This is a genomic window from Dyadobacter sediminis (genome assembly GCF_005860765.1).
In the GTDB taxonomy this organism is placed as follows: Bacteria; Bacteroidota; Bacteroidia; order Cytophagales; family Spirosomataceae; genus Dyadobacter; species Dyadobacter sediminis.
On sequence record NZ_VCEI01000025.1, the window covers coordinates 756,057 to 771,592 of the forward strand.

General features: G+C 49.1%; 11 protein-coding genes. 6 read left to right on the forward strand and 5 right to left on the reverse strand.

Translation table 11 applies throughout. From position 1 onward, the window contains the following. Window positions 1–14: 14 nt before the first annotated feature. Both FEM55_RS15495 and FEM55_RS15500 read right to left on the reverse strand, forming a co-directional pair. Window positions 15–2,642, reverse strand: a complete 2,628-nt coding sequence (locus FEM55_RS15495) for a CBM96 family carbohydrate-binding protein (protein ID WP_138282257.1) — start codon at window positions 2,640–2,642, stop codon at window positions 15–17. A 76-nt stretch (window positions 2,643–2,718) separates the two neighbouring features. Further along, entirely contained in the window at window positions 2,719–2,937 is a 219-nt protein-coding gene (locus tag FEM55_RS15500) for a hypothetical protein (RefSeq protein WP_138282258.1), read from the reverse strand. Window positions 2,938–3,240: 303 nt separating this feature from the next. Here FEM55_RS15500 and FEM55_RS15505 point away from each other — a divergent pair, with 303 nt between their 5' ends. Beyond that, entirely contained in the window at window positions 3,241–4,035 is a 795-nt protein-coding gene (locus FEM55_RS15505) for an SDR family oxidoreductase (RefSeq protein WP_138282259.1), read from the forward strand. Window positions 4,036–4,108: 73 nt separating this feature from the next. Then, window positions 4,109–5,023, forward strand: a complete 915-nt coding sequence (locus FEM55_RS15510) for a helix-turn-helix domain-containing protein (protein WP_138282260.1) — start codon at window positions 4,109–4,111, stop codon at window positions 5,021–5,023. A 112-nt stretch (window positions 5,024–5,135) separates the two neighbouring features. On the opposite strand, the gene FEM55_RS15515 is transcribed toward FEM55_RS15510, so the two are convergent. The 3 genes from FEM55_RS15515 to FEM55_RS25005 are packed head-to-tail and all read right to left on the reverse strand — an operon-like array spanning window position 5,136 to window position 8,155. Then, window positions 5,136–6,827 carry a GMC oxidoreductase gene (locus FEM55_RS15515; RefSeq protein ID WP_138282261.1) on the reverse strand — a complete coding sequence of 564 codons (1,692 nt, stop codon included), beginning with the start codon at window positions 6,825–6,827 and terminating at the stop codon, window positions 5,136–5,138. Window positions 6,828–6,871: 44 nt separating this feature from the next. Next, entirely contained in the window at window positions 6,872–7,957 is a 1,086-nt protein-coding gene (locus tag FEM55_RS15520) for a Gfo/Idh/MocA family protein (protein ID WP_138282262.1), read from the reverse strand. Between the two features lie 21 nt (window positions 7,958–7,978). Then, window positions 7,979–8,155, reverse strand: coding sequence for a hypothetical protein (locus FEM55_RS25005; protein ID WP_171036571.1), 177 nt, complete (start codon window positions 8,153–8,155; stop codon window positions 7,979–7,981). Window positions 8,156–8,216: 61 nt separating this feature from the next. On the opposite strand from FEM55_RS25005, the gene FEM55_RS15525 reads away from it, so the two are divergent. From FEM55_RS15525 to FEM55_RS15540, 4 genes are all read left to right on the forward strand, one after another. Further along, complete coding sequence (locus FEM55_RS15525) at window positions 8,217–8,810, forward strand: RNA polymerase sigma factor (RefSeq protein WP_138282263.1); 594 nt, start codon at window positions 8,217–8,219, stop codon at window positions 8,808–8,810. Window positions 8,811–8,929: 119 nt separating this feature from the next. Then, window positions 8,930–10,120, forward strand: coding sequence for a FecR family protein (locus tag FEM55_RS15530; protein ID WP_138282264.1), 1,191 nt, complete (start codon window positions 8,930–8,932; stop codon window positions 10,118–10,120). Window positions 10,121–10,377: 257 nt separating this feature from the next. Next, complete coding sequence (locus tag FEM55_RS15535; RefSeq protein WP_171036572.1) at window positions 10,378–13,641, forward strand: TonB-dependent receptor; 3,264 nt, start codon at window positions 10,378–10,380, stop codon at window positions 13,639–13,641. Between the two features lie 14 nt (window positions 13,642–13,655). Continuing rightward, window positions 13,656–15,272: a RagB/SusD family nutrient uptake outer membrane protein gene (locus tag FEM55_RS15540; protein ID WP_138282265.1), complete on the forward strand. Its 1,617-nt coding sequence runs from the start codon at window positions 13,656–13,658 to the stop codon at window positions 15,270–15,272. The last annotated feature ends 264 nt before the right edge of the window (window positions 15,273–15,536 follow it).

Consider the following 15,536-nt stretch of genomic DNA (forward strand, 5'->3'; position numbering starts at 1 on the left):
CTGCTATTTCAGGACTATTCAGTCACCAGAACCTTAATCACTTCCGTTGCTGCTTCCGAATGTATTTTCAGCATGTAAATTCCGGAACTGAGCGACAGACCGGAAATATCCACTTCCACTTTCTGCCCGGCTGTTGCTTTTTCTGCGGTTGTTACCTGGTAATTCCGGCCTGCATGATTTAGCAGGTCAAGGGAAATGTTTTCGCTGTGTTTTGCAGACAGCTGCACGGTAAACTGCTTTCTGACCGGATTGGGGTAAACCGATGAAGGCTCCGGTTCTGCTTCCAGGTTCGAGCTGATTTCTTCGTTGCTTATCCGCGTATTGCTATTGATAACCGGTGCAGTCTGAACAATCAGCTGGGGAGGATTGGAGCTGTTTTCCTTGCTGTTAAATACCAGTCGGGTATTGCGATTGTTCGGGTCGGCCAAAGACAGACTGACCAGGGTTTCACCGGATTGCTGCTGTGCTTTTACATAACTGGTCACGTCTATTTCATAGTACTTGTAAGTATTATCAACTGCAACGTAGCCCAGTGAAAGTGTGGATACCGTCGGGGCGTTGCTTCTGACAATGCCGCTTTCAGTCCAGGTGTCATTGTCAACGCCGTATGCATGTACCGAAATGCTTTTGGTATTTTCATGGTTATGCCCGTAAATACGCAGTTTGGCAGATGTGACAGCCGCAGCTGACGGTAACTGGAACCGAAGGTAGGAGGAACGCTTTGCTGAAAAATCGCTGATGTTGTTCTTTATATCCAGGATTGAAGCCAAGCCATAGTTCGTGAAACTGTAACTGCCATCGCGTACATAAGCATCTGCAACCGGTTTCAGCGTTGAACCGGAAACAGGAATCACTTCAATGGCCGAGACTCTGGGCAGGTCCGTTGCGCCGGTCAGAAAATCAATGTTGAGCACGCCATCTGTAACATTAACCGTAAAGGTTTCTGCCGTAGCACGCATGGCTCCGCCGGCTCTGACGAAGATATCATAGTTGGTCAGTTTGCGGCTGCCTTCCATGTTGACATGAAACTGCCGGCTGCCGGCTCCGCCTTTTTTGCCCGGAGCGCCATAGTAAGTCTCTGCAAAATGCAGGTATACGCTTACTTCGCCATTGGGAACCGGAATATTGTAGCTGAACGAAGGCGAGCAGCGGGCAGAACGGTAAAGCACGTCATTACTTGTATTCAGGATATCTCCGCTTGCAATGCTGCTGGTGCGGTCCAGGCCGGCGTAATACCGATCAGCAATGAACAGTTTTTTGGTAGCGGTCGTAAAATCCTGTCCGCCTGCATTGATCCGGATCGGGCCCGCAGCAAGGGACGGTTCGGGAGCAAATTTTACAACCCAGTAGTCATCACCTCCTCTTGAATTTTCCGTTTTGTTACCGCTCGCATTGGAGCCTGACGTTCCTCCGACAATAAACCCGCCGTCCAGCGTTGAAATCAGCGAGTTTCTTTCTGCGCGGTCAACCAGCGAACCGCCCAATGTCTTGTCCCAGACTTTTACTCCGTTTCCGCTCAGTTTTACAACCCACATGTCCGTCAAGCCCCAGCTGGCCTCTGTCTTGTCACCGCCGCTTCCCGAATTGGTCTGGCCGCTTGCAACGATGCTGCCATCCGGCTGTTCGATTACTGCAAGACAATAGTCATCGCCGGTACCGCCGATAGTCCGGTCCCAGACAATTGATCCGAACGAAGTAAGTTTGACGATCCACATGTCCACGCCGCCCTTTGAATTCTCGGATTTGTCACTGCCGGCGTTTGCCGATGAATAACCACCCGCAACGTATCCGCCATCGGCCGTTTGAATAAGGCTGGTAGGAGCGGGGCCTCCGAGCGTCTTGTCCCAGCTAACTACTCCGTTGGCATCCAGCTTCACAATCCACATATCACTGCCGGTAACGGGTGCTTCTGTTTTGTCAAAACCTATTCCGGAATTGGAGGAGCCGCCCACAATGTAGCCGCCATCCGCTGTTTGTCGGACCGTTCTGCAAATATCCGATCCGGTTCCTCCGATTGTATTGTTCCATTGAACCTGACCGTCCGCTGAAAACTTGATGATCCAGTAATCATAACCGCCAACACTTGCTTCGTCTTTTCCCTGCGCCGGCTTTGCGCCGCCTGTACTGCTCATGCCCACGATAATGCCGCCGTCTGCCGTTTCATGAATTTCACCAAAACCAATTTCAATTCCGGCATCGGAATCTGAAGAAAAGTATTTAGCCCATTGTACGTTTCGCTGGTAGTCGAGCTTTCGTATAAAATAGGCCGTTTCCGTACTGCCGGCAATTGCCAGTCCGCCGTCACTTGTCCTTACTGCCATGTAAACCCAGTCCGGGCCGGAAAGAGGCGTAACGATGTCATCCCATTTCTTTGTCCCGTCGGGCCTGAGTTTAACGATCCAGGGATCTTCCTCAAGGCCGGCCTGCGTGCGGTCACCGCTGACTGGTGCCCATGCGCCGGTACCAGTCAGCAGGTATTCACCGTTAGCATCCTGCATAATCGATTTGAGATCATCATAACCGTTGCTGCCAATGGTTTTGTCCCATTGGATTATAGGCTGGGCAAAAACACTTGCCTGCGCAAATACGATTAGGGAAAGGAAAAATTTAACTAGGGGTTTGCGAAGTAAAGGATTCTTCATCGGATTGTCGGTTAAGTAGATTCATAGTTACAGGTTGTAATTTAGAAAAATCATGCTACCGGCAATACAAATTTATTTAACGGTAAATCTGCTGCGTTCCGGTGCCGGATAAAACCTGTATTTGCTTATGCTTTACAACCCATTCCGAAATATTTCCCGGATTGATCAAAGTGCCGGTTTTTTGTATGATTTGTCCCGGAACGAAGGTGCGGGCAGCTTTAAAAAGCACGATGTCGCTATCTATATAAATAATCTGAGATATGCCTGCTTTGATTCCGAGTAAAATAAGATTCATTTGCATTGAGCTGATTAGCCAATGCATTAAAAAGAAAAGGATGCAGCATACAAGCCGTTTTGTATCATTCCGGAAAGAGCGGTTCATGGCTTTCAGGATCTGCTTTATTTCCCATTTCCGGACCAGGTTGCAGAAAGCAGGGCGGAACTTATTCCTTTTGTCAGCTGCTTTTTAGGCGAAAGCAGCCAAAAAGATTTTACAGGAAGATTCAGCTTATCATTTTGGCTACAAAATACTCCGGTTTCGCTACAAACAACCTGTGTCATTTAAGGAGATTTGCATTCCAATATCAGATAAACAGAGATGACAAAGACCATTTTTATTACAGGCGCATCGGCCGGAATAGGAAAAGCAACTGCCAAATTTTTTGCCGCAAAAGGCTGGCATGTGATCGCTACCATGCGCAAGCCGGAAAACGAGAAAGAGCTGAATCTGCTTGAAAATGTAACGCTGCTGCCGCTGGATGTAAACGATCCGGTGCAAATCAGGAAAACCGTGCAGAAGGCGCTGGCACAAACGCAGATTGATGTGGTCTTCAACAATGCAGGATATGCGCTGCTGGGCGTGCTGGAAGCCATTACAGATGAGCAGCTTGTGGCACAGATGGAAACGAATTTTTTCGGTGTAGTGCGTGTAACACAAGCTTTTATTCCTTATTTCCGGGAAAAAGGTACCGGGCTTTTCATCACGACGGGATCATCGGCGGGGCTGATGGGATTTCCGGTAAGTTCCATGTATGATGCAAGCAAATGGGCGCTGGAAGGATGGAGCGAAAGCCTGTCGTATGAATTAAATGAAGTGGGCATCGGCATCAAAACGATTGAACCCGGCCTGGTTGCAACGGAAATCGGGGACCGGTCCGTGACTGTTTCCCATCCTGCCTATGAAAATTTAATGAACCGGTTTATGGCACTCATTGCACATGGCGAAAACGTAACCACTGCAGAACAGATTGCAGAAGTCGTGTATGGCGCTGCGACCGATGGCCGGAATACCCTGCGTTATGTATGCGGTGAAGATGCAAAAAGCCTGTATGCGCAGCGGCTTGCCGGAGGCGACGAGGCGTTCAGGGAAGCAATGAAAAAAATGCTGGCATAATTACATTCGAACATAATGATGACACTGCCGGTAAAATCATTTCCATATTTACCGGCAGTTAAAAGAATTTATAATGGAACAGAGAAATAAACTCCGCGTTTTTCATTCTATCACGGAAATGCAGCTCGCTTTCGGGTTGCCGCGTCCTTTGCATCCGCTGATCAGCATGCTGGATTACAGTAAAGTGGAAATTACGCGCGAGATGCTGGCGCTTCCGTTTGTGATGGATTTCTACAACATTACTTATAATGAATCGGCGGGCTGCCGGATGCGGTACGGACAAACGATTTACGATTTTGAAGAAGGCGGCATGTTCTTCACGTCGCCCGGACAGCCGCTGACTGGCCTGGAAACGGCTGCTGTAAGTTCCGGTTTTACCTTGCTTGTTCACCCCGATTTCCTGCGGAATTATCCATTGGATGCCAAAATCAAAACGTACGGTTTTTTCGGTTATGCTGTCAATGAGTCGCTGCACCTTGCCGGCAAGGAAAGAGCGATCATCAGCACAATCGGAAAAAACATGGATGACGAACTGAAAACGGCCATCGATGACGTCAGTCAGGATGTGCTGATTTCGCAGATAGAATTGCTGCTCAGTTACAGTCAGCGGTTTTACAAGCGACAGTTTATTACCCGAAAGCCCCTGAACCATGCATTGCTGGAAAAACTGGACAACATACTGGATGCCTATTTCGATGATCAGACCGCGTTGCTGAAAGGTTTGCCAACGGTGCAGTTTCTTGCAGGGCAGCTGAATATTTCACCAAAATACCTGGGTGACCTGCTGCGGACGCTGACAGGCCACAACACACAGCAGCACATTCATATGCGGCTGATCGAAAAGGCTAAAGAAAACCTGACGATCAGCAATCTTACGGTCGGGGAAATTGCATATCAGCTGGGCTTTGAGCATCCGCAGTCGTTCAACAAATTTTTCAAGTCCAAAACCCAGTTATCTCCGCTGGAATTCAGAGCCAGTTTCAATTAAGTCCTTGTAATAAAGCGTTATCAAAATTTTCAGTTCCGCTGTATACGGAATTTCATAAAGCCATTTCACAAGCGTATGCCAATGGTTTTGCCGAGATAATATACGCGCGACACTACAGGTTTCCTTTTTTTAATTCGCCGGCTGCATAATCCACAGCCCTTGCCGTAAGCGCCATATAAAGGATGGAAGGACTCTGGTTTCCTGTGCTGGTCATGCAGGCGCCGTCCGTTACGAACACGTTTTTGCAATGGTGCAGCTGGTTCCATTCGTTGAGAAGCGAAGTTTTCGGATCTTTTCCCATCCTTACGCCGCCCATTTCATGGATGTCCAGGCCGGGAGGCTGTTTGCTGTCATGCGCTTCAATGTCTTTGCAGCCTGCTTTTTCGAGCATTTCCGTGCTTTCTTTCAGAAAATCTTTCAGCATTCTTTCGTCATTATCGTCGTAGCCTACGGAAGTAACCAGCAATGGAATTCCCCATTCATCGACTTTATCGGTGCTGAGCCTCACGTGGTTTTCCGCTTTGGGAACGGTCTCGCCCTGCATGTACATGTAAGTCCGCCATCCTCCCGGTCTGGTAAAAGCTTCTTTCAGTTCCTGTCCGAAAGGCACTTCGGCTGACCCGGCATTCTGGCGCGCGCGGTATGCGCCTGTGAATGTGGTAAACCCGCCAAAATAGTCCGTTTCCTGTTTATGAAGGTTCCGGTAATTGGCAATAATCGGTTCCGTAGGATTGCGCCCGTAATAGTATTTATCCAGAAACCCGTCCATACCCGCACTGACCGACCCGCGGTAATTGTGAAAACAGATGTATTTGCCAAGCAGGCCGTTATCGTTGCCCAGCCCGTCCGGAAACCTTCCGGAAGTAGAGTTCAGCAGGATCAGGTTGGAGTTCAGCGCGGAAGCATTTACAAAAACAATTTTTGCAAAAAACTCCGTCGCTTCATGCGTTTCGGCATCAATAATCCTGACACCTTTGGCCTTGCCTGCCTTCTCATCATAAATAATGGAATGCACCACGGAATGAGGCCGTATAGTAAGATTGCCGGTATTTTGCGCCCAGGGCAAGGTGGAGGAAACGGAACTGAAATAGCCGCCGTACGGACATCCGCGCATACACATGTTGCGCGCCTGGCACTGGCCGCGTCCCTGTTTCAGATGGATTTCCCGGGGCTGCGTCAGATGTGCCCACCGGGCATGCACCATAAACCGGTCGGGGTAATTCTTTTTGATAGCTTGCTGAACGGCGGATTCCACGCAGTTAAAATCAAATGGCGGAAGAAATTCGCCGTCCGGCATGGCTTCGATGCCATCTTTGCTGCCGCAGATGCCAATGAACTTCTCCACGTGTGAGTACCACGGCGCAACGTCGGCATACCGGATCGGCCAGTCGAGCCCGTAACCGAAACGCGCGGGAGCCGAAAACTCGAAATCGCTCCACCGCTGCGTTGCCCGGCCCCAGGTCAGTGACTTTCCGCCAACCTGGTAGCCGCGAATCCAGTCAAAAGGCTTTTCCTGAACGTACGGATGATCTTTGTCTTTGATAAAAAAATGGGCAGTCGCTTCCTCAAAGCCGGCTGCTTTGGAAATAAGCGGATTTTCTTCCAGAAACCGGTGCGGCATACGTCCCCGGTGTTCCAGTTCCCAGGGCGCTTTGTGGGCGGTAGGATAATCCTGATTGTGTACGATGTTTCTTCCTCTTTCCAAAACGAGGGTTTTCAGTCCTTTTTCACAAAGTTCCTTGGCAGCCCATCCGCCGCTGATGCCCGAACCGATCACAATTGCATCAAATGTATTTTCCTGCATCCTGAATGATGTATTTTAAAACTAAAAAACGGTGAAGCTGAAAATTACCGGGGCGACAGCCAGAGATCGACCGGCTTTTCTACTTTCGGTGCAAACGGAAGCATTACTTTCCTGCCTGTTCCTGCTGATGCATACGCTGCGTAGATGATTTCCAGCACGGCCCGTCCGTCTTCCCCGGTTACCAAAGGCGCTTTATCCTGGCGTACGCAATCCACAAAATGTTTCAGTTCCTGCGGGTAACCTTGGTTGAACGCTTCTTCAAAAACCGCATAGCTCCATCCTTTTGTGGTATCGGCTTTTTCCATGGCATAGCCGTAACCTTCGCGGCTGTATGCAACGGCTGCATTGCCCATAAACAAGTCTGCATAAACAACGCCACCCAGGCCATGTACTTCGCATTTGTCGTCCATGCCGCCGTGTTTGGCCCAGCTGTCTTCAGCCACGGCCGTCACGCCATTTTCAAATTCGACGATCACTACGGAATTATCTTCGCCGAGCGTGCGGCCTTGGTGGAGAACTGTTTTCATAGTTGCGTAAACGCTTGCTGCCGGGTTGTTGCCCAGCATCCAGCGGAACCACGCCAGCGCATGGCATCCCATGTCCATCAATACGCCGCCGCCGGACAGATTGATGTCATAAAACCAGTCGGAATGCGGTCCGGAATGCTTTTCGGATTGTTTCAGCATGTAAATCTCTCCAATGGCTCCTTCTGTCACCAGCTGACGGACGCGTTCGTATTTGGGTGCAAAACATAATTCTTCGGCATACATCAGTTTCACGCCTGCCTCACGGCAGGCAGTCAGCATCTGATCGGCCTCTTCCAGCGTAACGGCCAGCGGCTTTTCGATAATGATGTGCTTTCCGGCTTTGGCGGCGAGCAGGGTTGCTTTGGCATGCAGGAAATTGGGAAGACAGATATCCACAATGTCGCACCCCGATTCGCTGATCGCCCGTTCCAAATCATCATACCACAGACCGATCTGGTGCTTTTCCGCAAATGCTCTTGCTTTTTCAGAATCGCGGGTATATACGGCCACTATTTCTGCCTCGGGTACAAACCGATGATAACTTTCGAGATGGATATCGGAGATGAAACCGGCGCCCAGTATGGTGATTTTGGTTTTTTGCATCAGTAAAGATTTTCAATTTGCTCAATTTAGCATGTTTTCAAGATATTTCATAAATGCAGGCAGGTCGTTGCTCACGTGCAACCGAAACCACGCCGCATTCTTCTCGAATGGCATTCCTGGTTTTTGGATCAGGCACCTGGCCAGGCCGGTCAGGCCGGCAATGGAGCACATTCCTGCATCAGATGCGCTTTTATCCATTATAAATATATAATTTTCTTATTTTTAGTATATTATTGAATAAAATATTGTAAAAAGCAAAGTGTCCGAACAGCCCGCAGGTTCCGAGAAAGCGTTACTGATGCTGTCGTCAACAGGTGACGAAAGCGCTTTTACTTTGCTTTTTCATCTGTACAAAAACAAGTTATATGCGTATGTGCTGCGACTTACGGAATCGGAAATGCTTGCTGAAGACATTGTTCAGGATGTTTTCATGAAGTTGTGGAACGAGCATGCGTCACTTGCAGGCATTGACAATTTTGGAAGTTACCTGTTCCGGATGTCCAAAAACCATGCGATCAATCATTTCCGGAGAATGTCTCACGAAACACTGCTGATTTCTGAATTGTTCCAGGCCGATCCCTCGCACAATGCAACGGAAGATCTGGTCGCGCTGAATGAAACCGAAAAGCTGCTCAGTGCGATTATTGACAAACTTCCTGCGCAGCAAAAGACGATTTACCAGCTCAGCCGGCAGGAGGGCAGGAGCCATGAAGAGATCGCGGAATTACTGAAAATTTCTCCGAATACCGTTAAAAACCACATGGTACAGGCCATGTCGACCATCCGTACGCAGCTTCGGCGGCACTCCGATACATTCCTTTTTCTGGCGCTTGCAGCTTTCTTCGGAAAATAATTTCAGATTTTTTTACATCCGGCTAGTCCCTGCGCAGTTCCCGTTTGTCTTTTATTTGGTCATAGCTGATTTCTGCATGAGAAAGATTTGTCTGGTTTCAAAAGGGCGAAATATAATTTATGTATACAGAAAGGATAAAATACCTGACGGGGAAATTCTTTGCCGGAACCTGCAGTGAAGCTGAAAAGCAGGAACTCGCGGTATGGATAAAGCAGAACCCGGACGAAGTGATCACAGAGGCGCTCGAAAATGAATGGAACGGGTTTGAAAGTGAAACCAAAATGCCCGTGCAGGTTTCTGACAGGATTCTGGGCAACATGATCCCTGCCGTTCCGGAAGAACCTTCGGAAGAAATTACTGAAACCGGTACGCCAGTACGTCGTTACCTCTGGCCGAAAATGGCTGCGGCGGCCCTGATCATTTTGGCAGTCGGGTTATACTGGTGGTCGCGCGGAGATCAGGACCGGCTTGCGCAGCAACGGGCTCCTAAACCTGAACTGGCCGACATTCCGCCCGGCGGGAACAAGGCCATGCTTACGCTGGGCGACGGTTCCAGCATTATGCTCGACAGTGCCAAGAACGGCAGTCTGGCCAGTCAGGGAAATACGAGCATTACAAAGTCCGCAGCCGGGGAACTGGTTTACAACACTTCCGGAAATGCCGACAAAGCCGCTGTCTTCAATACGGTTACAACGCCCAAAGGCGGCCAGTTTCATATTGTTTTGCCGGACGGTTCCAGCGTTTGGCTCAACGCCGCCTCCAGTCTGAAATTCCCGACTGCGTTCAGCGGAAAAGAGCGGAGCGTGGAAATTACCGGCGAGGTATATTTTGAAGTGGCGCACAACGCAAAAATGCCATTTCTTGTAAAAACGGGTGAAACCCGGATTGCCGTTCTTGGAACACACTTCAACGTAATGGCTTATGCGGATGAAAAGGTGATCAAAACCACTTTGATGGAAGGTTCCGTAAAAGTAAGCCGTGCAGGAAAGTCGGCCCTGCTGACGCCCGGTCAGCAGGCGCGGATTACCGCTGTTTCGGACCGTATCGTGGTGGCCAGTGATGTGGATACGGAAAAGGAAATGGCATGGAAAAACGGCTATTTCCAGTTTGAGGACGACAATCTTGAAAATATCATGCGGCAGATTTCCAGGTGGTACGATGTGGAGGTGACTTACGAAGGTAATCCGGGCAAGGAAACTTTTACAGGAAAGCTGCCCCGCAGCGGCAATGTTTCCCGCGTATTGAAAATACTCTCGCTCAGCGGCGTAAAATTCAGAATTAAAGAAAAATCAATTATCGTAACCCCGTAAACCAAAGCAGCAAATATGACAGCATAGACATCCGCAGAAACCTGAAAAACAGGCGCTGTCTCTGAAAAAAAGAACGGGAACGTTGCAACCGCTCCCGCCTGTAAAGAGCCGGCATTACCCAACAATTATTCGCAAACCGTTTAGTACCAACCCAAAACAAAAGTATGAATCACAACTCTTTTATCCAAAAGAGACCCGGACTGTCATGTGTAGCCGACTGTTATCGGAGTCTCCGGGCCACCAGAACATTTTTGGTAATGAAACTGATCTTTATTTTTTGCCTTGCTTTCTGCATGCAGGTGAGTGCCAACAGCGCAGCCCAGAAAATCACGCTGGTTGCACAGAATGCATCGCTGGAAAAGGTTCTGAAAGACATAGAAAGGCAGAGCGGCTATTCGTTCTGGTACAAGTCTGAGCTGATGCTGAAAGCCGGAAAGATCACGGTCTCCATCAAGGACAGCGATCTGGAAAACGCGCTTTCAAAAGTATTGAAAAACCAGCCGTTGGAATATGCCATTGTAGACCAGACCGTGGTTTTGCAGGCCAGAAAGGAAACTAAGGCCATAGCGCCTGTAAAGCAGCTCCTTGAAATCATCAAAGGCCAGGTGCTGGGCTCGGACGGAAAGCCGCTGATCGGCGTGACGGTCATTGTGAAAGCCAGCAAACTGGGAACGACGACGGACATGGAAGGCAATTTCTCCGTCAATGCCGCGGAAACGGACGTACTTGTTTTTTCCTACATCGGGTTTGATACAAAGGAAATTTTGGTTGGAAAACAAAGCACGCTATCCGTCACACTTTCGGAAAGCAATACGACACTGAACGAAGTAGCCGTTGTGGGTTACGGCCAGCAATCCCGCAAAAACCTCACGAGCGCGGTAAGCACCATCAAAACTGAAGAACTTAACCGCGGAGCGATCACGGACGTAGGCCAGCTGCTCCAGGGCAAAGTGCCGGGCCTGAACATTACGGCGAGCGGTGACCCGAACCGGCCGGCAGCCGTAGTCATGCGCGGCGCATCCACGATCAACAGTGCACAAGGTCCGTTTTACGTGATTGACGGCGTGCCGGGCGCGGACATTTCCACCATTGCGCCAGACGACATCGCTTCCATCGACGTATTAAAGGATGCGGCTGCCACGGCCATATACGGTAACCGCGCAGCAAACGGCGTGATTATGGTCACAACCAAAAAAGGAAAAGCAGGCCAGATGCAGATTTCGTATAATTCATACATCGGCATTGAAAAAATTTCCAGCAAGCTCGATATGATGTCGGCCGATCAGTTAAGGTCTTTCCTGGAAAAAAATGATGTAGGCTTTTCGCCCGCCGACGACAAAGGTGCCAATACCGACTGGCAATCGTCCATTCAGAAAAAAACGGCCATTTCAACAAACCATAACCTGTCTTTTAACGGCGGCGGCGAGCACACGACTTACAGTGCAAGTCTGAATTATGTCAAGAAAGACGGTATTCTGCTCAACAGTTCGCTGAGCCGGTTTATCGGGCGTCTGGCCATCGAGCAGCGTGCACTGAAAGACAAACTGAAATTCGGTTTTTCTGTTACGAACTCGCAAAGCAATGCCGACGACATTCCGTACCGCAACACCGTGCTGCTTCAGTCGGCTTCCTATCTGCCGGTTTCGCCGGTCAAGAATGAAGACGGTTCCTATTTTGAAAATTTTCAGAATACGAATTACTACAATCCGGTGGCGATGATCCACAACAGTGAGATGAATACCAAGACGAACAATCTCATCGGAAGCTTCAAAACACAGCTGGAACTGCCTTTCGGGCTTACTTACAACATGGATATTTCCTACCTGAATTCAACCGCATTGCAGGGTTCGTATTACAACAAATATTTTACGAACAACTATAACAACATGTACGACAATCCCGATCCGGGTCTCGGTTTTCATGCCGTGCAGTCGTTCGGAAAAAACGGTCAGGCAAGCAGAAGTTCTTATCAGAATACCAACAAGATCCTGGAAACGTATTTAACCTGGAACAAGGAATTCGGCGATCATTCCCTGAACGCGGTCATCGGTTATTCCTGGCAAAACAACCGGATCGGCGAAGGGTTTCAGGTAACGACCAGCAACCTGCCTGTTGACAATATCACTTACAACAATCTGGCGCTGAGCAATCCATACGGTACGCCCGGTTATCAGATCAGTTTCGGGCCGGATGGTATTTTTCAGGAAACCCAGCTGATTTCGGACTTTGCAAGATTCAATTACAATTACAAAAGCAAGTATCTACTGCAGGGCTCGATCCGGAGAGACGGCAGTTCGGTTTTCGGGGCCAATAACCAGTGGGGATATTTTCCGTCGGTCGGCGCTGCGTGGCGGATCAGTCAGGAAAGTTTTATGGAAAACCAGAATGTGCTCAGCGATCTGAAACTGAGGGCGAGCTACGGAGTGACCGGAAACGCGACCGGCTTCAATGCTTACACCGCACAGTTTATATCCGGAAGCCTGGGAACGTATTACTACAACGGTACCCTTACGGGTGCATTCGGGCCTACAAAATCCGAAAACCCGGATCTGAAATGGGAAAAAACGGCAACTTCCAACATCGGTCTGGACTTTTCGGTATTCGGAAGCAGGATCAACGGATCACTGGAACTGTATGAAAAGAACACGACAGGCATGATTTATTCCTATACCGTAGACCGCATTATCGTTCCGTCCGGCAGCATTGTGGCCAACGGCGGAAGCGTTAACAACAAGGGAATTGAATTCAATCTGAGTGCGAAAATTGTTGACAAGGCCCATTTCAGCTGGACAAGCGGCGTCAATCTTGCGCATAACAAAAACGTGATCACAAGTCTGACCAACCCGTTGTTTGCAGGCGGCGATTCGGTGTTGTTGTCACGTCCGGAAGGCGGCGGCCAGTCCGGAAGATCCTTGCAGATCCTGAAATCGGGCCGTCCTTTGGGGCAGTACTTTGCTTTTCTTTATGCGGGAAAAGATGAAAGCGGCGTATCGCAGTTTGTGGCCGCCGACGGGAGCCTCACCACTACGCCGGTCGTTGGCAAGGACTATCATTACCTCGGAAGCTCGCAGCCCAAATTGCTGATGGGCTGGAACAACAGCATGAAATACGGGAACTTTGATCTGAATGTATTCATCAGAGGCGCATTCGGGAACAAGATCTTCAATGCAACCCGTGCCGATCTGTTCAGGCCGAGCACCGCACAGTACAGCAATATTCTTGTGGATGCGGCGGACGAATCGGTAAAGGATTTCAATGCATACGTTTATTCCTCGCGTTTTCTGGAAAACGGAAGTTTTATCCGGCTTGACAATGCCACGCTGGCGTACAATTTCAGGAAGCTGGGTCCATTTGTCAAAAACCTGCGGGTTTATACTTCTGTGAATAACCTGTTTGTCATTACCAAATATACAGGCATTGATCCTGAGGTAAATCAGGGCGGCATTGCGCCGGGAGTGGATTACAACAACTTTTACCCGAAGACCCGCACGTTTCTTTTTGGCCTGAATATATCGATCTAATTTTTGAAACCATTATGAAAAAATCATACAGAAATATATTCCTTTCCACGCTGGTGATTGCCGCCATGGCTTCTTGTCATGACCTGGATGTACCGGTAACCACCGAGCTGACCACGGACGTTTTTCCGAGTACGGACGAGCAGTTCATTTCCGCTTCGGGACCTGTTTACGTTGCCCTGAGAGGAAATTTCGGAGCAGAAGCATTCCAGATTGCATCTTACAGCACCGATGAAGGCATTATGCCCGCAAGAGGCGGAAACTGGTACGACGGCGGACAAAACCAGACGCTCCATTACCATACCTGGACGGTGGACAACACGTACCTCAACGGGCATTGGTCGTGGCTCTCGACCATTATCGGTGTTGCAAACCAGACGATTTCCATACTGGAAGACAAGCAACCGGAAGGAGCAGCGAAAAACACCAGCATTTCCGAGATCAAAATGGTGCGTGCATTTGCTTATTTCATGATGATGGATGCTTTCGGAAATGTGCCCATTTATACCGAATACGGAGATTTTTCGCCTAAGCCAAATTCGACACGGCTGGAAGTTTTCAATTTCATCGAAAAAGAAATACAGGAAGCATTGCCGAATCTGAGTGAAATATCGGGTGTTTCCACTTACGGCCGCGCCAATAAATGGACTGCCAATGCCTTGCTGGCTAAAATGTACCTGAACGCCGAGTATTATACCGGCACAAAGCGTTACGATGATTGTATTGCCGCCTGCGACAAGATAATGGCGTCTGGATTGTACGCGCTGGAACCAAGAAGCAGTTACCTGAGCATGTTTTACCCGACGAACGGGCCGCAAATGAAAGAGTTTGTTTTTGCAATCCCTTACGACCCGGCGCAAACCAACACTTTTCCTTTCCGCAGTGTCAACAACCGTTCCCGTTACGACATTCCGAGAAGCGAGGTCAAGAAATTCGGTCTGCCGTTTACGCCGGCGGGAAGCGCGAGCACATTGCCGGAATATTATGCCAATTTCAATGACAAGGGAGACATCCGGAACGGACAATGGCTCACCGGCCTGCAGTTCATGAACGATGGCGTTACTCCGGTTACGGTCACCACGACCAACATCGGATACGATCAGTTTTACAGCGGCGACAGCCCTTCGGCTCCGAAGACTTATCAGGTCAATCTGACGCCCGACGTTGTCCTTCGTCAAAGCGTATCGGCTTTTGATGCGGGTAATGATGAAATCGCCTGGCACATGGGGTACCGCAACATGAAGTTTTATCCGGATGCCACTTCGCTGAACCGGAACCAGAATAACGACATTCCGATTTTCAGGTATTCGGACGTCATTTTGATGAAAGCGGAAGCAATCTTGCGGGGCGGAGCACTAACGCAGGGGCAGACAGCACTTTCGCTTGTAAACCAGCTGAGAGCACAACGAACAACTTCGGCACCTTTATCTGCTGTCGACCTTGAATTCATTTACGCTGAAAGAGCGCGTGAATTTGCATGGGAAGGATGGAGAAGAAATGACATGATCCGGTTTGGGAAATTTGAAGGCAAATGGGGCTTCAAAACCGATTCGGATGTTAACCACCGTATTTTCCCGATTCCGCGAGTGGCATTGCAGCTGAACCCGTTGCTGGTGCAAAATCCCGGTTACTGATGCACCGGATTCGGATTTGATCTGATTCTGCTGTCATGCTGAGTAATCCGAAAAAGCCAGGCGATCCCGAAAGGTTGCCTGGCTTTTGTCATCTGTATAAAGCCTTTTATATAATTTCCTTTTTCGAAAGCATCGAGCAAACCTGAATTTGTACGCTGTAGAATCCGTTTCGGCAGTCCGAAAAATGAAATCAGTGCCCGGAACTTACTTTACGGAAAGCTTTACAAGCGCGATATCCGTATTTCTGAATTGTGCTTGTTATAT